This is a genomic window from Xanthobacter autotrophicus ATCC 700552, assembly GCF_043194565.1.
Classification (GTDB): domain Bacteria; phylum Pseudomonadota; class Alphaproteobacteria; order Rhizobiales; family Xanthobacteraceae; genus Xanthobacter; species Xanthobacter autotrophicus_F.
Window position 1 is genome coordinate 52,527 of record NZ_JBAFVS010000026.1, and the last position, 20,947, is coordinate 73,473.

General features: G+C 67.4%; 14 protein-coding genes and 1 tRNA gene. 12 read left to right on the top strand and 3 right to left on the bottom strand.

Going from position 1 to position 20,947, the window contains the following annotated elements; genetic code table 11:
• Window position 1: 1 nt before the first annotated feature.
• From V5F48_RS20805 to V5F48_RS20815, 3 genes are all read right to left on the bottom strand, one after another.
• Entirely contained in the window at window positions 2-2,932 is a 2,931-nt protein-coding gene (locus V5F48_RS20805; RefSeq protein WP_394260213.1) for a site-specific DNA-methyltransferase, read from the bottom strand.
• Window positions 2,932-5,931, bottom strand: coding sequence for a BPTD_3080 family restriction endonuclease (locus V5F48_RS20810; protein WP_394260214.1), 3,000 nt, complete (start codon window positions 5,929-5,931; stop codon window positions 2,932-2,934). Before V5F48_RS20810 ends, V5F48_RS20805 begins: the two co-directional genes overlap by 1 nt.
• 524 nt (window positions 5,932-6,455) lie before the next feature.
• A tRNA-Phe gene (locus V5F48_RS20815) sits at window positions 6,456-6,531 on the bottom strand.
• A 360-nt stretch (window positions 6,532-6,891) separates the two neighbouring features.
• Here V5F48_RS20815 and V5F48_RS20820 point away from each other — a divergent pair.
• From V5F48_RS20820 to atzF, 12 genes are all read left to right on the top strand, one after another.
• Window positions 6,892-7,566 carry a helix-turn-helix domain-containing protein gene (locus V5F48_RS20820; protein WP_394260215.1) on the top strand — a complete coding sequence of 225 codons (675 nt, stop codon included), beginning with the start codon at window positions 6,892-6,894 and terminating at the stop codon, window positions 7,564-7,566.
• 157 nt (window positions 7,567-7,723) lie between these two features.
• Window positions 7,724-8,623: a class II glutamine amidotransferase gene (locus tag V5F48_RS20825; protein ID WP_394260216.1), complete on the top strand. Its 900-nt coding sequence runs from the start codon at window positions 7,724-7,726 to the stop codon at window positions 8,621-8,623.
• Complete coding sequence (locus V5F48_RS20830; RefSeq protein ID WP_394260217.1) at window positions 8,620-9,327, top strand: protein glxC; 708 nt, start codon at window positions 8,620-8,622, stop codon at window positions 9,325-9,327. The genes V5F48_RS20825 and V5F48_RS20830 overlap by 4 nt, the downstream gene beginning before the upstream one ends.
• Before the next feature lie 11 nt (window positions 9,328-9,338).
• A complete protein-coding gene (locus V5F48_RS20835) occupies window positions 9,339-10,676 on the top strand; it encodes an FMN-binding glutamate synthase family protein (protein WP_394260218.1) in 1,338 nt (445 codons plus the stop codon).
• A 94-nt stretch (window positions 10,677-10,770) separates the two neighbouring features.
• On the top strand, window positions 10,771-12,132 hold the full coding sequence (glnT, locus tag V5F48_RS20840; protein ID WP_394260219.1) for a type III glutamate--ammonia ligase: 1,362 nt from the start codon (window positions 10,771-10,773) through the stop codon (window positions 12,130-12,132).
• Between the two features lie 271 nt (window positions 12,133-12,403).
• Window positions 12,404-13,657: a sarcosine oxidase subunit beta family protein gene (locus tag V5F48_RS20845; protein WP_394260220.1), complete on the top strand. Its 1,254-nt coding sequence runs from the start codon at window positions 12,404-12,406 to the stop codon at window positions 13,655-13,657.
• Window position 13,658: 1 nt separating this feature from the next.
• Window positions 13,659-13,931: a sarcosine oxidase subunit delta gene (locus V5F48_RS20850; protein WP_394260221.1), complete on the top strand. Its 273-nt coding sequence runs from the start codon at window positions 13,659-13,661 to the stop codon at window positions 13,929-13,931.
• Complete coding sequence (locus V5F48_RS20855; RefSeq protein WP_394260222.1) at window positions 13,928-16,897, top strand: sarcosine oxidase subunit alpha family protein; 2,970 nt, start codon at window positions 13,928-13,930, stop codon at window positions 16,895-16,897. The genes V5F48_RS20850 and V5F48_RS20855 overlap by 4 nt, the downstream gene beginning before the upstream one ends.
• Window positions 16,890-17,495, top strand: a complete 606-nt coding sequence (locus V5F48_RS20860; protein WP_394260223.1) for a sarcosine oxidase subunit gamma — start codon at window positions 16,890-16,892, stop codon at window positions 17,493-17,495. The genes V5F48_RS20855 and V5F48_RS20860 overlap by 8 nt, the downstream gene beginning before the upstream one ends.
• A gap of 98 nt (window positions 17,496-17,593) precedes the next feature.
• Window positions 17,594-18,463: a formyltetrahydrofolate deformylase gene (gene purU / locus V5F48_RS20865; RefSeq protein ID WP_394107683.1), complete on the top strand. Its 870-nt coding sequence runs from the start codon at window positions 17,594-17,596 to the stop codon at window positions 18,461-18,463.
• 117 nt (window positions 18,464-18,580) lie between these two features.
• Entirely contained in the window at window positions 18,581-18,811 is a 231-nt protein-coding gene (locus V5F48_RS20870; protein WP_394107684.1) for a hypothetical protein, read from the top strand.
• A 187-nt stretch (window positions 18,812-18,998) separates the two neighbouring features.
• Entirely contained in the window at window positions 18,999-20,786 is a 1,788-nt protein-coding gene (gene atzF / locus V5F48_RS20875) for an allophanate hydrolase (RefSeq protein ID WP_394260224.1), read from the top strand.
• The last annotated feature ends 161 nt before the right edge of the window (window positions 20,787-20,947 follow it).

Consider the following 20,947-nt stretch of genomic DNA (forward strand, 5'->3'; position numbering starts at 1 on the left):
CTCACACCCCAAACACCTTCATCACTTCGTCGCCGAAGTGGTTGATGACCTTGACCGCGATGCGCCGCCCCGGCGGACGCGGAAACGGCCTGGACGTGTCGGAATAGAGCGTGGCCCAGGCGTCGGCGTCGATCTCGGCCTGCAGGGCTGTCTTCAGGCTCTTGTAGGGATCGTTGGCGCCGAGGAAGTAGGCGTGGCGGACGAAGAAGCTTTCTTCGTTATAGTCCGTGTCGATGAACCAGGCGGCGATGCCGGCCGTGTCGTTGGAGCGGATGGCGCCGGTGTTGGGATCAAACACGTCCACCCCGTTCACCTTCACGCGGATGTCCGGCCCGCCGTCGTCCAGGATTTCCACATCCGGCTCGCCGAAGACGACGAACATGTTGCCGCGCCCGGTGTTCTTCAGTTCCTCCGACATGTGCATGTCGGGGTTGATGCGGGCTTTCAGGATCTTCAGGCTGCCCAGGCTGCCCAGTTCCGAGGAATGGGCGTCGAAATTGAAGGCGCAGGCGATCAGCACGTCGAAGCGGGCGTCCACCGCCTCGCGCGCGGCGGCGACGATGTCCTGCCGGCCCACCGTGCCGTATTCGGGGCCGATGAGGATGGCGGCGCGGCGCTCGGGGCCGTCCTCGCCCTCGATGAAGGTACCGCTGGCGCCGATCCACTGGCCCGGCCAGGGGGTCAGGCTCTCGAAGGTGATGCGGTCGCCCTTGGCCTGCTGCTTCACCCCCTCGGCCTTCAGATAGTCGATGACGATTGCCGAGAAATCCTGCGCGGAGAAATCCTGCGCGCCGGGGGCGGCATCGGCGGGGGCGCGGCGGCCCTCGGCGGCGTCGATCTCGTCGATCAGCTCTTCTTCGCTCGCCGGCAGCACGCGGTGGGGCGAGAGGCTTTCCACCGTGAAGGGGCCGGCGACGCGCACCCGGGCGTTGTCGGCGTAGGGCTTGTCGTAGAGATATTCCACATCGGCGCGGGCGGCGATGGAGGCGTCGATCTCGCTCTGGCGGGCGATGCGCGCCTCCCACCATTGGGCGTGGGGCGCGGAGGCGGCGGCCGGGGCGCCGGGGGGCAGGTCGCGGGGGATCTGCCATTCTTCGTAGGCGGTGCCCAGCGCGGCATTGAGCGCGGCGCGCAGGGGCTCCAGCACCTGCTGCCACTTGTCCCAGATGTCGTCGATGAGGGGATTGTTGGCGATGGATTTCAGGGTGATGTGCGGCACCCGCTCATAGACGAAGCCCTGGCGGATGTCGTTGTGCACGGGGGTGTCGGCGGGCGGGCGCCTGGTGAGCGCGGCTTCCCTGGCGCGGCCCTCGCGGCTGTCGGCGAGCAGGTACCAGGGATAGCGCGCCGCCATCAGGCGCGTGCGCGCCAGCGCCAGCGCCACGCGGGAGGTGTCGATGGTGATCCAGCGCCGGCCCCATTGCTCGGCCACATAGGCCGTGGTGCCCGAGCCGCAGGTGGGATCGAGCACGAGGTCGCCGGGATCGGTGGCCATCAGGATGCAGCGTTCAGCGACTTTCGCCACTGTCTGAACAACATAGACGTTAGGCTCCCTGTAACCACTTGAGCCGGTGTCATCCCAGTTGTTAATAATTGGGATTACCGGAAAATCATTTACATAGCGAATGTACCTGAGTTTGGATGTCGCTTGATATAATCGCCCAGCTTTAGAGAGCCGACCCAAGCCCCTAGGGTTTGTTTTCCACCTTTGTTCGTAGATGCGCCCTCCATACTCGAACTTAAATAGTGGATTGGCCGACTCTAAAGACGTCGTTTGCAAAATATGGTAATCTGAAGGTAAAATTTCTGGGTTGTCAGATTCTTCTCTGGAGAGACGTCGCACTGACAAGCTTGGCAAACGAACAAGGCTGTAGTCTGAGTCTCCACCAAAGGCTTTGCCAAGATAGGGTTGGTGGAACTTTGTATGCTTTATGTCCCTCGAATACCATAGAATATAGTCTCCCGTTGACGGTAAAAATCCAGCTACGAGTCCTCCTGTTTTCTTGAACCCGATCAGATTGCAGAAATTCCCCTCCCCAAACACCTCATCCATCACCGCCCGCACGCGGTGCACGTTCTCATCCCCGATCTGCACGAAGATGGAGCCGCTCTCCGTGAGCAAATCCCGCATCACCGTCAGCCGATCGCGCAGATAGGTGAGATAGGAATTTATTCCGTCCTTCCAGGTGTCGCGAAACGCCTTCACCTGCTCCGGCTCGCGGGAGATGTCGGTCTGCTTGCCGTCCTTCACGTCGCGGGACTGGGTGGAGACCTGCCAGTTGGAATTGAACTTGATGCCGTAGGGCGGATCAAAATAGATGCACTGCACCTTGCCGCGCAGGCTCTCGCGCTCGGCAAGGCTCGCCATCACCTGCAGGCTGTCGCCCAAAATCAGCCGGTTCGACCAGTGCTGGTCGTGCTGGTAGAATTCCGCCCGCTGGTCCGGCGCGATGCCGTTGAAATCGGAGAACAGGTCGGGGGCGTCGGTGTCCGCCTCCCGCTTTTGCGCCGTGCGGCGCTTCAGGTCGTCGATGATGGCTTTCGGGTGGATCTTCTCCTGGATATAGAGCGGCGGCACATTCACCACGAGGTCGGACCAGTCCTGCCGGTCCTTGCCCCGCCACACCAGTTGCGCGTCGGCGAGCGTGAGCGTGCCGGTTTCGGCCAGCTCCTGCATCTGCTCCGGCGTGATGGTGATCTTCGCCCCGTTCCAGATCAATTCGGGCTGGCGCGGCTCCTCCTGGGTGCGCGTCTGGCCCTCCATCAGCGGCCGCGCGCGGGGATACTGCACCGGCGCCATGGGCGAGGCATCCTCGTCGCGCCGGAAGAAGCTCTCCATCTCCGCCGTGGGAATGTTCCGCCGTGTCGCCGCATCATGCTTCAGCGCATCGACGGCCTTGGAGGATTTGGGGGCCTTCGGAGAACGGGCCATCAGGCGGGAACCTTCTTGAGCAGTCGTTCGACCAGCGCGGCGAAGTCTTCGGTCATGGTCGTCCAGTCACGAAATTCAGCGAAATCCCAGCGGCCGAAGCCGCCGAGGGCGTTGACGCCGGGCACCCACAGGTCGCGCGTCGTCTGCGCCTTGGCCTTGTCGGCCTCGTCGCGCAGGCCCTTCACCTCCAGCACCAGATTGAGCGGCGTGGTGCCGCCATCATCCAGCCGCACGAGGAAATCGGGCACATAGCGCCGCATGGTGCCGGCGTCGAGATAGGGGATCTCGAAGCCCAGCGCCTGGTTCTTGGCATAGGCGATCACGCGCGGATGGGTCTCCAGCGTGAGGGCCAGCTGTTCTTCCCAGCTGGAATCCAGCACCACATGGCTGATCTGGCATTTGGGCGGCTGCGCGCCGGTGCGCCAGCAGGGCTTCGAGGTGATGAAATTGACGAAGCGGGTGGACCCCTTGGGATTATAGGGATCAAGCACCGCCATGATCTGCCCCTCGCTGCCGCGGGTGAGGGCAATGTCGATCTTCTCCGCCGCGCGGGCCAGCTGGTCCTGATAGAGGATGGCGCCGATGGGCACGCCCTTCGTCACCAGATAGCCCTCGTCGATCCAGCGCCGGGCAATGCGCTGGATCTGCGGGAACAGGTGCTGCTTGGGGAAGTTCTCCTCGTCGCGGAAATGCGAATAGAGCAGGTGCTTGGCGAGGTTGAAGCTGATCTCGGACGGCCGCAGCCGGTCCAGCACCTCGGGCGTGATGGTGACGCCGGCGCCGACGATGCCCTCCATCACCACCGCCGTGGGGCCGATGTCCAGCGGCGTGATCTCCAGCCGGCTGTCGGCGGAGAACACCGCCTCCAGCTTTTCCGAGGGCAGCTCCCGCCGATAGCCGCTGACCCGGGGAAAGGCGATCTCCAGCCCGGCCCGCTCCTTGATGGCATGGACACGGGTGACCGGCTTCGGCTTCACCGGCTCGGCCTTTTGCGGCGAGGCGGCAAAATCGAACGGGATGCCCATGATGTCGGCATATTCCACGTCGAACAGGCCGGTTTCACGGTTCAGGTCGTAGGATTGCCGGCGCAGGGCCCGGCCCACCACCTGCTCGCACAACAGCTGGGTGCCGAAGGCGCGCACGCCGAGGATGTGGGTGACGGTGTTGGTGTCCCATCCCTCGGTCAGCATGGACACCGAGACCACGCAGCGGATCTGCTCGCCGAGGCGGCCGGGGCGGCCCACCGTGTTCATCACCTCGCGCAGCAGTTCGCCCTCGCTAACGTCGCCATTCACGCTGCCGGCGCCCTCGCGGGTGGCCAGCTCGCGCTTGAACTGCTCGATCTCCGGGCCGGCGGCGTCGCGGAACCCCTTGTCCAGCGCCTTGCCGGATTCGATCTCGCGGGAATCGATCAGCAGCGTGCGCGGGCGCGGCAGGCGGGCGCCGTGCTCGTCATAATTGCGGAACAGCTCGAGGTGGCCCGCATGAAAGGCCGCGCGCTCGCCCTCATGGGCATCGCCGCGCTCGAAGCCGGCGATCCATTCAAACACCAGCTTCGAGATGGCCGTGTTCTGGCACACCACGATGAACACCGGCGGCACCCCGATCCCGGCCCGCTCCCAGCGCTTGAACTCGCCCTCATAATGGCTGTAGAGCGCGGTGAGCGCCGTCAGCAGCGTCGGCGGCAAATCGAACGGGCTGATCTTGGCGGCGCCGGCGGCCGTCTTCGGCAGGGACTTGCCGATGTGCTTCCACAGGTCGCGGTAGACCACCGTATCGGTCTGCACGAGATTATCGGTCACCGGCACGCGGGGCAGCTTGACGATGCCGCTCTCGATGGCATCCATCAGGCTGAAATCGGACACCACCCAGGGAAACAGATACCCTTCCGGATAGCCCGAGCCGCGCAGGAAGAACGGCGTGGCGGAGAGGTCGTAGACCGCACGCACTCCCTTCGAAAGCCTGCGGTCCAGCGCCTCGATGCCGTTGATCCAGAGCCGCGCCGCCTCCTCGTTCTCGGCCGCCTCCTTCTTGTCCTCCCCCGTGAGCGGGCCTTCGGCATCGCCGCCCACCTTGTGGCGGTAGCAATGGTGCGCCTCGTCGTTGATGACCGTGACGCGGTCGTAATTGAGCAGCTTGCCGCATGCCCTTTCGAGCATATCGGCGTCGGTTTCAGTGGTTTTCAACGGCTCCGGCGCGTTGCCCTGCAGAAAGCTGCGCGCGACCTTGGGCAAGGCCAGCGTCTCGCGGTGCTGGAACGCGTGGTAGTTGGTGATGACGATTTCCGCGCGCCGGATCTCCGGCAGCATCTCCGGCGGCACGATCTGGCGCGTCTCGTAATAATTGTCCGGCTCGCTGGGAAGCAGCACCCGCAGGCGGTCGCGGATGGTGATGCCCGGGGCGATGATCAGGAAGGCGCGGGAGAAATCCTTCGAGGCCTTGCGCCCGGCATTCACCGCCTGCCAGGCGATCAGCATGGCCATGACCGTGGTCTTGCCGCTGCCGGTCGCCATCTTCATGGCAAGACGAAAGAGCGCGGGATTGGCCTCCTGATTGTGCTGTTCCAACTCGTCGCGCAGGCGCCTGGTGGCGGTGCGTTTCGGGGCGACCTCGGTCAGCCAGATGATGGTTTCGGCCGCTTCAATCTGGCAGAAGAACGGTTGCGGGCCTGAAAACTGCCCATGCCGCCAGTGCTCCAGAAGCCGCTGCGTCGTGCCCGTCACCCCCCAGTCGGCGGGGTTGGGCAGCGCGCGCCACGTGTCGACATAGCCGCGAATCTCGTTGATGAGAGGGTAGTCGCTGTGGGTTTCCAGATCGAGCGAGGCCTGACCGGCCGACGCCTTCTTCCGCGAGGCCGGGACGGGCACGATGTGGCGGGAGGGACGGCGGCCATGCCTGGGCTCGCCGTCCATCGGCTGGCCGTTCTTGTCGAGGGGATGGTGCAGTCCCGGCGCGCCATAGGGCGAGTTAAGAATCGGCCGCTCGTAGAAGCTGGTCAAACTGCGAATCCCCCGCCTGCAACCTGCATCATATCCAAGGCGCGACCTGCGCCAATGCCTCCAGCGCCGGATCAGGTTTCAACCGAGGGTAGCCATTTCCGGGAAGGGTGATGATCATGATCACGATCACAGCCTGCGGTTCCGTGGCTTCGCCGTGATGCTCGCGAGGCGTCCGGGTTGAGGCGCTTTCCGCGCCACATCGATGTCGACTATTCCGGCGCCGCAGGATCGGGCACCCAGGACCACGAGAGCAGGGTGCACAGCGCCTGGCTGCTGGAAAGGCGGGCGTTTCCGCCGCTAGAGTTTAGAGGGCGATCCGAGCAAATTGGTTCAATTTGCTCGGATCGCCCTCTGGCGACGCGCCCGACCGTGGCCGCGGCCGAAGCAACCCGGCACGCTCCCATCAAACCGCTTCGTTCAAGCCCGCGGCTCTCGACACCCCGGGGGAAAACCCGGGCGACGGATATCCAGGGACCGTCCAGAGAGAGACGATCCTTAGAGCTCTGATTTCATTGGAAAATGAGTGGTGCCCAGGGACGGAGTCGAACCGCCGACACTGCGATTTTCAGTCGCATGCTCTACCAGCTGAGCTACCTGGGCGTCCATCCGGCGGCAGCGCCGTTTGGAGCCGCGAGTGTATAATCAGGAAGTCGGGAGCTGTCCAGAGGCGCCGTGCCCGGCAGGCTCGGGTCGTGGCCGACTGTGGAAAACCTCGCCGGCCATGCCCTGAAACCTGCTGTCCGCCCTCGCTTTTCGCTTCACCCCATCCCATCCCGCCGCCGGACGGCGCACGTCGGGAGCGCGAACCTGCGAGCGCCGGCCCAACATCCCCCTGCGACCGACCGGCCACGGATTCGCCGTGTCTTCTCCGCCGGAAGCTGGCACAATGACAATTCAAATACAGGTGGAGTGGTCCGGCATCCTTGGGGGGACCGGGCAGACGAGCGTATGGGGGAAAGCGTGGCCGAAAGGAAGCTGAAAGGGTCCGTAGAGGTCCTGCTGCCGCAGGTTCAGGAGAGCGAGGACTATGTTACCGGGTCCGGCGCGCCCGCTGCGACGGCGGTCACCCTGGAACAGGCGCTGGGGGTGCAGGTGCGCTCCATCCGGCGTGAGCTGGATCTCACCGTGTCCGATCTGGCCGGCGCGGCCAGTATTTCCGTCGGCATGCTGTCCAAGATCGAGAACGGCCAGATCTCGCCCTCCCTCGCCACGCTGCAGGCCATCTCCAAGGCCCTCAACGTGCCCATCACCACGTTGTTCTCGGCCTTCGAGGAACGGCGCGACTGCTCGTTCGTGCGCGCCCACCAGGGTGTCATCATCGAGCGGCGCGGCACCAAGGTCGGCCACCAGTATGAGCTGCTGGGCCATGGCCTTGGCGGCGATATCGTGGTGGAGCCCTACCTCATCACCCTGTCGGAGGAGGCGGCGCCCCACACCGGCTTCCGCCACGCCGGGGTGGAGTTCATCTACATGCTCTCGGGCGAGGTGGTGTACCGCCACGCCGACCGCACCTACCACCTGCGGGCCGGCGACTCGCTGATGTTCGATTCCGGCGCCGCCCACGGCCCGGAAGACTTGATCCAGCGGCCCATGACCTACCTGTCCATCATCGTTTACGGCCGCGACCGGCACTGATGGCGCACCAGCGGTGCGAACCCGCAGCTGCGCCCGGTCGCGCAAAAGTTTCCTGAAACGAAAATTTTATTCGCAAGATTGACGCCTCAGGCGGTTCGGCGTACTGCTTCGTCTCAAGGTCGCCCGCGCGGCCCGGAATGGAGACAGTGACAGCGCCATGTGCGGCATCGTCGGACTTTTCTTGAAGGACCCCAAGCTCGAAGGCGAGCTCGGGGCCATGCTCGCCTCCATGCTCTGCGTCATGACGGATCGCGGCCCCGACAGCGCGGGCTTTGCGGTCTATGGCAGCGGCGCAAAGGACAAGGTGAAGCTCTCGCTGCGCGCCACGGCGTCCTACGACTTCGAGGCGCTCGCGGCCGGCCTGTCGCTCCCGGCCGCCGGCCTCCCCGGCCTCGCCGTGCGCGGCACCCATGCCATCGTCGAAATCCCCGCGGCGCGGGAAGCGGCGGTGCGCGCCTTCCTCAAGGAGCGCCATCCGGAGGTGGCCATCGTCGGCACCGGCGAGCGCATGGAAATCTTCAAGGAGGTGGGCCTGCCCGCCTCCGTGGCCGACACCTTCGGCCTGCCCGGCATGCGCGGCACCCACGGCATCGGCCACACCCGCATGGCCACCGAAAGCGCGGTGACCACCGCCGGCGCCCACCCCTTCTCCACCGGCGCCGACCAGTGCCTGGTGCACAACGGCTCCCTCTCGAACCACAATGCGCTGCGCCGCGCCCTGAAGCGCGAGGGCATCGCCATCGAGACCGACAACGACAGCGAGGTCGCCGCCGGCTATCTCACCTGGCGGATGAAGCAGGGCGCCTCCCTGGGCGAGGCGCTGGAAGCGGGCCTGAAGGACCTCGACGGCTTCTTCACCTTCGTGGTGGGCACCGAGAACGGCTTCGGCGTGCTGCGCGATCCCATCGCCTGCAAGCCCGCCGTGATGGCCGAGACCGACCGGTATGTGGCGTTCGGCTCGGAATATCGCGCCCTCGTGGACCTGCCGGGCATCGCCCGTGCCCGCGTGTTCGAACCGGAACCTGCCACCGTCTATTTCTGGGAGCGCGCCCAGTGAACGCCATCTCCCCCGACCTCACCTTCGACCTCGCCGCCACCCCCTTGCGCGAGCTGAATGCGGCGCTCCACGCCGCCGCCGGCGACAGCAATGCCCGGCGCTGGCGGGTGCTGAACCCCAACGGCCGCCACGCGGTGGCGGTGGGCATTGCCGCCCCCCTCACGGTCGAGATCGAGGGCCATGTGGGCTATTACTGCGCCGGCATGAATGCCGAGGCCTCGGTGATCATCCACGGCAATGCCGGCGTGGGCCTCGCCGAGAACATGATGAGCGGCTTCGTCCATGTGCGCGGCGATGCCAGCCAGGCGGCCGGCGCCACCGGCCATGGCGGCCTGCTGGTGATCGACGGCAACGCCTCGGCCCGCTGCGGCATCTCCATGAAGGGCATCGACATCGTGGTGAAGGGCTCCGTGGGCCACATGAGCGCCTTCATGGGCCAGTCCGGCAGCCTCGTCGTTCTGGGCGATGCCGGCGAGGCGCTGGGCGACAGCCTCTATGAGGCGAAGCTGTTCGTGCGCGGCTCCGTCAAGTCGCTGGGCGCCGACTGCATCGAGAAGGAGATGCGGGACGAGCACAAGGCGCTTTTGGCGCAGAAGCTGAAGGCGGCGGGCCTCGACGGCAGCGTCGATGTCTCCGCCTTCAAGCGCTACGGCTCGGCCCGGCAGCTCTACAATTTCCACGTCGACAACGCGTCCGCGTACTGAGGGCCGAGACGATGACCGCTCATTCCAACGTGCCCCGCACCCCGCCCCGCTTCTCGGCCACCTTCGATCCCGCGACGCTGGCCGAGATCCGCCGCGCGGCGGCCACCGGCATCTATGACATCCGTGGCGGCGGCACCAAGCGCAAGGTGCCCCACTTCGACGACCTGCTCTTCCTCGGCGCCTCCATGTCGCGCTATCCGCTGGAGGGCTATCGCGAGAAGTGCGGCACCGAGGTGGTGCTCGGCACCCGCTTCGCCAAGAAGCCCATCACGCTGAAGACCCCGGTGACCATTGCCGGCATGAGCTTCGGCGCGCTCTCGGCCCAGGCCAAGGAAGCGCTGGGCCGCGGCGCCACCACGGTGGGCACGAGCACCACCACCGGCGACGGCGGCATGACGCCGGAAGAGCGCGGCCAGTCCCAGACCCTGGTCTACCAGTATCTGCCCTCGCGCTACGGCATGAACCCGGTGGACCTGCGCAAGGCGGACGCCATCGAGATCGTCATCGGCCAGGGCGCCAAGCCCGGCGGCGGCGGCATGCTGCTGGGCCAGAAGATTTCCGATCGCGTCGCCGCCATGCGCAATTTGCCCAAGGGCATCGACCAGCGCTCGGCCTGCCGCCATCCCGACTGGACCGGCCCCGACGATCTTGAGATCAAGATCGAGGAATTGCGCGAGCTCACCGACTGGGAAAAGCCCATCTATGTGAAGGTGGGCGCCTCCCGCCCCTATTACGACATCGCGCTGGCGGTGAAGGCGGGCGCGGACGTGGTGGTGCTCGACGGCATGCAGGGCGGCACCGCGGCGACCCAGGACGTGTTCATCGAGAACGTGGGCATTCCCATCCTCGCCGCCATCCGCCCGGCGGTGCAGGCGCTGCAGGATCTGGGCATGCACCGCAAGGTGCAGCTCATCGTCTCCGGCGGCATCCGCTCCGGCGCGGACGTGGCCAAGGCGCTGGCGCTGGGCGCCGACGCGGTGGCCATCGGCACGGCGGCGCTCGTCGCTCTGGGCGACAACGATCCCCAGTACGAGGACGAATACCAGGCGCTGGGCACCACCGCCGGCGCCTATGACGACTGGCACGAGGGCCTCGACCCCGCCGGCATCACCACCCAGGACCCGGTGCTCGCCGCCCGGCTCGATCCGGTGAAGGCCGGCCATCGCCTCGCCAATTATCTCTCGGTGATGACCCTGGAGGCGCAGACCATCGCCCGCGCCTGCGGCAAGAGCCACGTGCACAATCTGGAGCCGGAGGACCTCGTCGCCCTCACGGTGGAGGCCGCGGCCATGGCCGGCGTGCCGCTGGCCGGCACCTCATGGATCCCGGGACGCACCGGCGGCTACTGAGCCGCGGCCGCCTGACTTCGGCCGCGCCGCTCGACCGGCGCGGCCTTCACAAAAAGCCAGAAAATCCAAGACCTTCCTGCCAGGGATCGAACCCATGACCAGCACAACCGAAATCGCTCGGGAGGCGGAAGGGCGCGCCTCCGTCTCCGCCAAGGGCGGCCTGGACCTCGCGAAAGTCGCGAACGAGCGCGGCATCAAATACTTCCTCATCTCCTATGTGGACCTGTTCGGCGGCCTGCGGGCGAAGCTCGTGCCCGCCTCGGCCATCGGCCCCATGCAGAAGGACGGCGCGGGCTTCGCGGGCTTTGCCACCTGGCTCGACATGTCGCCGGCCGACCCGGACCTGTTCGCGGTGCCCGACCCCACCAGCCTGATCCAGCTGCCGTGGAAGGAAGAAATCGGCTGGCTCGCCGCCGATCTCTACATGGACGGCAAGGAAGTGGAGCAGGCGCCCCGCACCGTTCTGAAGCGCCAGCTCGCCGCCGCCGCGGCCCTCGGCTACGAGGTGAAGACCGGCGTGGAGTGCGAGTATTTCCTCATCACGCCGGACGGCAAGGGCATCTCGGACACGTCCGACACGGCAGAAAAGCCCTGCTACGACCAGTCCGCCCTCATGCGGCGCTACGATGTCATCAAGGACATCTGCGATGCCATGCTGAAACTCGGCTGGGGCGCCTACCAGAACGACCACGAGGACGCCAACGGCCAGTTCGAGATGAACTGGAACTATGACAATGCGTTGCTCACGGCAGACCGGCACGTCTTCTTCAAATACATGGTGAAGTCCATCGCCGAACAGCACGGGCTGCGCGCCACCTTCATGCCCAAGCCCTTCATCAACCTCACCGGCTCGGGCTGCCACGCGCACGTCTCCTTGTGGTCGAAGGGCAAGAACGCCTTCTCCGATCCCAAGGGCGAGCTGGGTGTCTCGCGGCTCGGCTACCATTTCATCGGCGGGCTGATCCACAATGCGGACGCGTTGTGCGCCATCACCAATCCCACGGTGAATTCCTACAAGCGCATCAACGCCCCGCGCACCATTTCCGGGGCCACCTGGGCGCCGAACACGGTGACCTATACCGGCAACAACCGCACCCACATGATCCGCATTCCGGATGCCGGCCGCTTCGAGTTCCGCCTCGCCGACGGCGCGGCCAACCCCTATCTGCTGCAGGCGGGCCTCACGGCCGCGGGCCTCGACGGCATCGAGAACAAGCGCGATCCGGGCAAGCGCCTCGACATCAACATGTACACCGACGGGCACAAGGTGAAGGGCGCCAAGCGCCTGCCGCTGAACATGCTCGACGCCCTGCGCGCGCTGGAAAAATCCCGCGTGCTGGGCGAGCGGCTGGGCCAGCCCTTCGTCTCCGGCTATCTCAAGCTGAAGACGCAGGAGTGGGATGCCTATTCCCGCCACCTCACCCAGTGGGAACGGGACAACACGCTGGATATCTGATCCGGACACCGCCCCCTGCGGGCCAGATGGGAAGGAGACCGGCCCTTGTGGGAGGCGGCCGTTTCCTTGCCATGATGCGCCGGTGGCGGCACCGCGCCGCCTCCGCCGTTTGACCCGCCGCGTCCGAGCAGATGAACAGGGTTCGTAATACCAACGGGCGATGAGCCTTACTCATCGCCCGTTGGTCCAAGCCCGCGCGACGCCTGAGCGCAACCCTCTCGGCGCCGGTCAAAGACCGGGGCCGTTGGTCCAAGTCCCAAGCGAGTGCCCGATGTCCCGCTATTCCGTCCTCAGCCTCATTGCCAACGCGCTCAACGGCCAGACCGGGTGGAAGCCCGCCTGGCGCGATGCCGCGCCGAAGCCCGCCTATGACGTGATCATCGTGGGTGGCGGCGGGCATGGCCTGGCCACCGCCTATTATCTCGCCAAGGAGCACGGCATCCGCAACATCGCGGTGCTGGAGAAGGCGCACATCGGCTCCGGCAATGCCGGGCGCAACACCACCATCATCCGCTCCAACTACCTGCTGCCGGGCAACGAGCCGTTCTACGAATGGTCCATGAAATTGTGGGAGGGCCTGGAACAGGACCTCAACTACAACGCCATGGTGTCCCAGCGCGGCATCATCAATCTGTTCCATTCCGACGGCCAGCGCGACGCCTATGCGCGGCGCGGCAACGCCATGCGCCTTGCCGGCGCCGACTGCGAGCTGCTCGACCGCGAACAGGTGCGCGCGCTCGCGCCGTTCCTCGATTTCGACAATTCGCGCTTCCCCATCAAGGGCGGGCTGATGCAGGCCCGCGCCGGCACCGCGCGGCACGATGCGGTGGTGTGGGGCTATGCCCGCGCCGCCGACCGGCTCGGCGTGGACATCGTGCAGAATTGCGAGGTCACCGGCTTCATCCGCGAGGGCGACGGGGTGGTGGGGGTCGAGACCACGCGCGGCGCCATCCGCGCCGGCAAGGTGGGCCTTGCGGTGGCCGGCTCCACCTCCCGCCTCACCCGGATCTTGGACCTGCGCCTGCCCATCGAGAGCCACGCGCTGCAGGCCTTCGTCTCGGAAGGGCTGAAGCCGCTGGTGCCGGGGGTGATCACCTTCGGCATGGGGCATTTCTACGTCAGCCAGTCCGACAAGGGCGGCCTGGTCTTCGGCGGCGACATCGAGGGCTACAATTCCTATGCCCAGCGCGGCAATCTGCCGGTTGTGGAGGACGTGGCCGAGGGCGGCATGGCGGTGATGCCCCTCATCGGCCGGCTGCGCATGCTGCGCGCCTGGGGCGGCCTCGTGGACATGTCCATGGATGGCTCGCCCATCATCGACGTGGGACCGCTGCCGGGCCTCTACCTCAACACGGCGTGGAACTACGGGGGCTTCAAGGCGACGCCCGCCTCCGGCTGGTGCTTCGCCCACACCATCGCGAAGGATGCCGCCCACCCGCTCAACGCCGCCTTCCGCCTCGACCGCTTCCGCACCGGCCACATCATCGACGAGAAGGGGGTCGGCGCCCAGCCGAACCTGCACTGACATGCGCATCCCCTGTCCCTATTGCGGCGCCCGCTCCTCCCACGAATTCGCCTATCTGGGCGATGCGGCGCCGAGGCGTCCCGATCCCTCGGCCCCCGACGCGGGCGAGGCCTTCCATTCTTACGTCTATGAGCGGGACAATCCCGCCGGGCCCATGGACGAGCTTTGGTACCATTCCGCCGGCTGTCGCCGCTGGCTGAAGGTGACGCGGGACACCCGCACCCACGTCCTCACCGCCGTGGCTTTCGCCGGAACCGGGGAGGGCGCGCAATGACCCGCCTCGCCAACGGCGGCCTCATCGACCGCGGCCGCACCCTCGCCTTCGCCTTCGACGGCAAGACCTTCAGAGGCCATCCCGGCGATACGCTGGCCTCGGCGCTGCTGGCCAACGGCGTGCGGCTCATGGGTCGCTCGTTCAAGTATCACCGCCCGCGCGGAGTGGTGACGGCGGGGTCCGAGGAGCCCAACGCCCTGGTGGAGCTGCGCACCGGCGCCCGCCGCGAGCCCAACACCCGCGCCACCACGGTGGAGCTTTACGACGGCCTCGAAGCCGCCAGCCAGAACCGCTGGCCCTCGCTGGATTTCGATGCGCTGAGCGTCAACCGGCTGGTCTCGCCCTTCCTCGGCGCGGGCTTCTACTACAAGACCTTCATGTGGCCCGCCGCGTTCTGGGAGAAGGTCTACGAGCCGGTTATCCGCCGTGCCGCCGGCCTCGGTCGCGCTGCGGACGCGCCGGACCCGGACACTTACGAGAAGGCCACCGCCTTCTGCGACGTGCTGGTCATCGGCTCCGGCGCGGCCGGCCTTGCGACGGCGCTGGCGGCGGCGCGTTCCGGCGCGCGGGTCATCCTGGCGGAGGAGGATTTCTGCCTCGGCGGCCGGCTGCTGAGCGAACGCGCGGTGATCGACGGCGCCCCCGCCCTCGATTTCGTGGCGAGCGCGCAAGCCGAGCTGGCAAGCCGGCCCAATGTGCGCCTGATGCCGCGCACCACCGTGTTCGGCGCCTATGACGGCAGCGAATACAGCGCCGTGGAGCGGGTGAGCGATCACCTTCCCGCGCCCCTGCCCTTCCAGCCGCGCCAGCGCCTGTGGCGTTTCGTGGCGAAGCGCTGCGTGCTGGCGGCGGGCGCCTTCGACCGGCCCATCGTGTTCCCCGGCAACGACCGGCCGGGCGTCATGTCGGCGCTGGCGCTGGCCACCTACGCCACGCGCTACGGCGCCGGCGCGGGGGCCAGTGCGGCGGTGTTCTCCACCAACGACCATGCGGTGGCCGCCGCCCTTGATGCAGCGGAAGCGGGCCTCAAGCTCGACGCCATCATCGACGTGCGGCCGGCCCTGCCCGAGGCGCTGGCGGCACGGGCGAAGGCGCTGGGCGTGCGCGTCATCACCGAGGGCGAAGTGGTCGCCACTTCCGGCAAATGCCTGAAATCCGTCACCGTGCGCACCCCACGCGGCAGCGAGACGCTGGCGGTGGAAGCCCTCGGCGTGTCCGGCGGCGCCACGCCCAACCTCAGCCTCACCTGCCATCTCGGCGGAAAGCCCCAATGGCGCGAGGACATCGCCGCCTTCGTCCCCGGCGCGGTGCCCCCCGGCATGGCGGTGGCGGGCGCGGCGGCGGGCACCCTCAATCTCGCCGACATCCTCGCCGAAGGCACCCGCCTCGGCGCATCGGCGGCTTCCGATGCAGGCTTCGCCGCATCCCCGGCGCCGGCCCCGCAGGCCGAGGGCGCGCCCTGCGGCTTCAAGGCGTTTTTCCATGTGCAGGGCCAAGGGTCGAAGGGCGGCCCGGCCTTCGTGGACCAGCAGAACGACGTGACCGCCAAGGACGTGGCCCTCGCCCACCGCGAAGGCTTCCGCGCGGTGGAGCTTCTGAAGCGCTACACCACGCTGGGCATGGCCACCGACCAGGGCAAGACCTCCAACATGGCGGGCCTCGCCGTGATGGCGGAGCTGACCGGCAAGGGGATTCCCGCGACCGGCACCACCGTGTTCCGCCCGCCCTATACGCCGGTGGCGCTGGGCGTGCTGGCCGGCCACCATCGCGGCGTGGACTTCAAGCCGGCCCGTCCCACCCCGACCCATGAGTGGGCGCAGGCGCAGGGCGCGGTCTTCGTGGAAACCGGCCTGTGGATGCGTGCCGCCTATTTCCCCAAGCCCGGTGAAACCGACTGGCTGGACAGCGTGAACCGCGAGGTGACGGCGACGCGGGAAAGTGTGGGCGTCATCGACGTGTCCACCTTCGGCAAGATCGACCTTCAGGGGCCGGACGTGGGCGCGCTGCTCGATCGCGTCTACATCAACATGTTCTCGACGCTGGCCGTGGGCAAGGCGCGCTACGGCGTGATGCTGCGCGAGGACGGCCTCGTCATGGACGACGGCACCACCGCCCGCCTCGCCGACGACCATTATGTGATGACCACCACCACGGCCAACGCCGCCAAGGTCTACCAGCATCTGGAATTCTGCCTGCAGGTGCTGTGGCCACAGTTGGACGTGTGCCTTGCCTCGGTCTCCGAGCAATGGGCGCAGATCGCCGTCTCCGGCCCCCGCTCCCGCGAGGTGCTGGCGCAGATCGTGGACGGCATGGATGTGTCCAACCCCGGCCTCCCCTTCATGGGGGTGGCGCAGGGCAGCGTGATGGGCGGCATTCCGGCACGCATCTTCCGCCTCTCCTTCTCCGGCGAGCTGGGCTACGAGATCGCGGTGCCGTCCCGCCACGGCGCGGCGCTGATGCAGGCGCTGATGGATGCGGGCGCGGCGTTCGGCATCACGCCCTATGGGGTGGAGGCGCTGGGCGTGATGCGCATCGAGAAGGGCCACGTCTCGGGCAGCGAGTTGACCGGGCAGACCTGCGCCCGCGACCTGGGCCTGGCTAAGATGGCATCCACCAAGAAGGACTATATGGGCCGGGTGATGGCGGGGCGGCCCGCCTTCACCGATCCGGAGCGGCCGACGCTGGTCGGCTTCAAGCCGGTGGACCGCACCGCGCGGCTGCGCGCCGGCGCCCATTTCCTGAAAGCCGGCGCCACCGCGTCGACCGAGAATGACGAAGGCTACATGACCTCCACGACCTTCTCGCCCACCCTCGGCCACTCCATCGGCCTAGGCCTTTTGAAGCGCGGGCCGGAGCGCATGGGCGAGAGGGTGCGCGCCTATGACCCGGTGCGCGGCGGTGACATGGAGGTCGAGGTGTGCTCTCCCGCATTCATTGACCCGCAAGGGGAGAAGCAGCGTGTCTGACCTGCTGGAACATCTCGCCCCCACCCGCCTCGTGCCGGAGGGGCACTATGGCCCGGACGGCGCCGCGGGCGTTTCCGCGCGCGCGATCGAGACCCTTGCCGCCGCCACGCTGGTGGCCCGCAAGGGCGCCACGGCGCGCCTCATCGTCGCCTGCGCGGCGGCGGGCCTGCCCTTGGCCGATGCGCCGCGCTTCAGCGCCGGGGCGGGGCTGGAGGCGGTGGGGACAGGCCCCGGCCGCTGGCTCATCCTCGCCGAGGGCGTGAGCTGGACGGACCTCGTGGCGCGCCTCGCCGGCATGGCGCAGGGCCTTGCGGCCATCACCGACCAGAGCGACGCCAATCTCATCCTCGACATTTCCGGCCCCGATGCCCGTGCGGCGCTGGCGAAAGGCGTCGCCGTGGACCTGGACCCCACCGTCTTCTCGGCGGGGGATGCCGCGACCACCGTGGTCTCCCACGTGGGCGTCACCTTCTGGCGGCGCGATGCCGACACCTACCGCTTCGCCGTGGGGCGCTCGTTCGCGCCGGCCTTCCTGCGCTGGCTGACCGTGAGCGCAGCCGGGTTCGGCTTCGCCCTCACCGGCACCGGACGAGGTTGACCGCAGCGCGGCGCGCGCGACAAGCCTTCATCCCTCACCATTCCTCATGCGACCGCCCGCGCCCCCGCGCGTGGCGCGCCAGATAAAGACGCATCACAATGACCACGCCGAGCGATCATTTCATCCTCACCCTCTCCTGCCCCAACCGGCCGGGCATCGTGGCGGGGGTGTCCACCTTCCTGTTCGAGAAGGGCTGCAACATCCTCGAGGCCCAGCAGTACGACGACACGGAGACCAACCGCTTCTTCATGCGCGTGGTGTTCAACGTGGTGGCGAGCGCGGCGACCCTGCCCGAGATCCGCGAGGGCTTCGCCGCCGTGGCCACAGGCTTCGACCTCACCTGGACCATGCGGGCGGTGGCAGAGAAGCGTCGCGTGCTGCTGCTCGCCTCCAAGTTCGACCATTGCCTCGCCGATCTGCTCTACCGCTGGCGCATCGGCGAGATCGCCATGGACATCACCGGCATCATCTCCAACCACACGCGCGAGACCTATGCCCATCTCGATTTCGACGGCATCCCCTTCCACCATTTGCCGGTGACCAAGGCCACCAAGCTGGAGCAGGAAACGAAGATCTGGGAGATCTTCCAGTCGTCCGGCTCGGAGCTGGCCGTGCTCGCGCGCTACATGCAGGTGCTGTCGGACGGGCTCTCCGCCAAGCTCTCGGGCAAGTGCATCAACATCCACCACTCGTTCCTGCCCGGCTTCAAGGGCGCCAAGCCCTACCATCAGGCCCACGCCCGCGGCGTGAAGCTGATGGGCGCCACCTCGCACTATGTGACATCCGACCTCGACGAGGGGCCGATCATCGAACAGGACGTGGAGCGCATCTCCCACCAGGATTCCCCCGACGACCTGGTGCGCAAGGGCCGCGACATTGAGCGCCGGGTGCTGGCCCGCGCCATCTCCTGGCACCTGCAGGACCGGGTGCTGCTGAACGGCTCGCGCACCGTGGTGTTCCGCGACTGAGAGCCGCCCCTCACCCACCCCTCTCCCGCAAGGGGAGAGGGGAGAAACGGCCGGTAACGAAACCACCGGCCGCCCGCGGGCGTTGGACAGGGGAGATCCATCACCCGGGAGATCCCCATGCCCCGCAATGGCGTCCTTGTCGCCGCCGCGTTCGTTCTCGTCCTCGCGCTGGTCGCGGCGAACCTCTTCTCCAATCGCGGCACGCCGGAACCCAGCGAAACCGCGCCGGCAAACATCACCGCCCCCACCGGCAACCCGCCGCCTTTGACCACCACGCCCGACGCCGCGCCCGGGCGCACCCTGTCGCCGGCGGAAGGCGAGCGCTCGGGGGGTGATCCGCCGCGCTGAAATGCCTATACTTTAGGCAAATGATGCTTTGATGGTGGCTCGGAGACGGTCTGTCCGGATCGCTTCCGGGCCACATATATTTAGTCAATTATTTGATATATAATATAAATATGAAAATTGCATACAAATGGCGCGTTTCCTGCTAGGCCTCCCCTGCCGCGTGGTGCGGCCGAACACGGGTTAGAGCATGCAGACCGTCGCCAGCCTCCTTGCCGCCCACAGGTCGGGCGTCCGCTCGCTCGCCGAAACCGTGCGCGGTGTCTACGCCCGCATCGCGGCGCAGGACGATCCGGCGATGTTCATCACCCTGCGCGCGGAAGCCGACGTGCTGGCGGAGGCCGTCGCACTGGAGGCGAAGGGCGACACGGCCCTGCCGCTCTACGGCATCCCGGTGGCGGTGAAGGACAATATCGACGTGGCCGGCCTGCCCACCACCTGCGCCTGTCCCGCCTTCGCCTATACGCCGGAGCACGACGCCACCGCCGTGGCGCGGCTGAAGGCGGCGGGCGCGCTCATCATCGGCAAGACCAATCTCGACCAGTTCGCCACCGGCCTCGTGGGCGTGCGCTCGCCCTATGGCATTCCGCGCAACGCCTTCAATCCTACGCTGGTGCCGGGCGGCTCCTCCTCCGGTTCGGCGTCGGCGGTTTCGGCGGGCATCGTGCCGGTGTCCCTCGGCACCGACACCGCCGGCTCCGGCCGGGTGCCGGCCATGCTGCAGAATATCGTGGGGCTGAAGCCCTCCCTCGGCCTCGTGCCCAATACCGGCCTGGTGCCCGCCTGCAAGACGCTGGACTGCATCTCCATCTTCGCCCTCACCGTGGACGATGCCATGGCGGTGCTGGACGTGATCTCCGGCTTCGACCCGCAGGATGCCTGGTCCCGCGACCTTCCCCTCGGCCCGCTCGCGGCGCCGCCGCCCGCCTTCGTGCTGGGCGTGCTGCCGCAGGACCAGCGCGAATTCTTCGGCGACGCCCATGCCGCCGCCGCCTATGAGGCCGCCCTTGCCCGCTTCAAGGCGATCGGCGCGACCCTGAAGGAGATTGATTTTTCCCCCTTCGCCGAGACTGCCCGCCTGCTCTATGAGGGCCCCTGGGTGGCGGAGCGCTGGATCGTGGCGGAAAAGCTGCTCACCACCACGCCCGAGGCGCTGCATCCCGTCACCCGCGCCATCACCGAGCCGGGCGGCACGGCGAGCGCGGCCGACGCCTTCCGCGCCACCTACCGGCTGAAGGAATTGCGGGCGAAGGTGGCCCCGGTTCTGGCCGCCATGGACGGCCTGCTTTTGCCCACAGCACCCTCGGCCTATACGGTGGAGGAGGTGCTGGCCGATCCGGTGCGCCTCAATTCGCGCAACGGCACCTACACCAATTTCGTCAATCTCATGGATTTGTGCGGCATCGCCGTGCCCTGCGCCATCGCGCCCACCGGCGTGCCCTATGGCGTCACCCTGTTGGCACCGGCGGGCAAGGACGCGCAGATGGCGGCGCTGGGCCGCGCCTTCGTGGCGGCCGGCGATTTGCCGCTGGGCGCAAGCCGGGAGTCCGCGCCATCCCTCGCGCCCCTGCCAATGGCGCAGGAGCTAGGCCGGCTCGACGTCCTGGTGTTCGGCGCCCACCTCTCGGGCATGGCGCTGAACGGCGACCTGAAGGCCATGGGCGGCCGCTTCGTGCGTACCGCGACCACCGCCGCCACCTATGGCATGAAGCGCCTGCCCGGCGCCGTGGCCCGCCCCGGCGTGGTGCGGGTGAAGGCGGACGGTGCGGTTCTGGAGGGCGAGATCTGGTCGCTGCCCTTCGAGGGGGTCGGAAAGCTGCTCGCCACCATTCCCGCCCCCCTCGGCCTTGGTCAGGTGGAACTGGCCGACGGCACGCGCGTGGCCGGCTTCCTCGCCGAGGCGGCCGCCCTCGACGGCCTGGAGGACATCACCGCGCACGGGGGATTCCGTGCCTTCATGACGGCAGAGACCGCCTGAGCAACGCTCCCACCGCCAACCGAGGCATGACCGGAGGTGGTGTCTCCGCTTGAAAAGGAGCGCCCTCGCCCCGACGCGGCGCGGCCCCCTCTCCCGCTTGCGGGGGAGGGCAGCGTGGGGGCAACAGGTGTTTTTCTTTGACGCCGCCGGTGCCTTTGAGC

Coding starts and splice junctions, on each gene's coding strand:
- V5F48_RS20805 (WP_394260213.1), bottom strand. CDS start 2,932: ATGGCCCGTTCTCCGAAGGCCCCCAAATCCTCCAAGGCCGTCGATGCG.
- V5F48_RS20825 (WP_394260216.1), top strand. CDS start 7,724: ATGTGCGGCATCGTCGGACTTTTCTTGAAGGACCCCAAGCTCGAAGGC.
- V5F48_RS20835 (WP_394260218.1), top strand. CDS start 9,339: ATGACCGCTCATTCCAACGTGCCCCGCACCCCGCCCCGCTTCTCGGCC.
- glnT (WP_394260219.1), top strand. CDS start 10,771: ATGACCAGCACAACCGAAATCGCTCGGGAGGCGGAAGGGCGCGCCTCC.
- V5F48_RS20845 (WP_394260220.1), top strand. CDS start 12,404: ATGTCCCGCTATTCCGTCCTCAGCCTCATTGCCAACGCGCTCAACGGC.
- V5F48_RS20850 (WP_394260221.1), top strand. CDS start 13,659: ATGCGCATCCCCTGTCCCTATTGCGGCGCCCGCTCCTCCCACGAATTC.
- V5F48_RS20855 (WP_394260222.1), top strand. CDS start 13,928: ATGACCCGCCTCGCCAACGGCGGCCTCATCGACCGCGGCCGCACCCTC.
- purU (WP_394107683.1), top strand. CDS start 17,594: ATGACCACGCCGAGCGATCATTTCATCCTCACCCTCTCCTGCCCCAAC.
- V5F48_RS20870 (WP_394107684.1), top strand. CDS start 18,581: ATGCCCCGCAATGGCGTCCTTGTCGCCGCCGCGTTCGTTCTCGTCCTC.
- atzF (WP_394260224.1), top strand. CDS start 18,999: ATGCAGACCGTCGCCAGCCTCCTTGCCGCCCACAGGTCGGGCGTCCGC.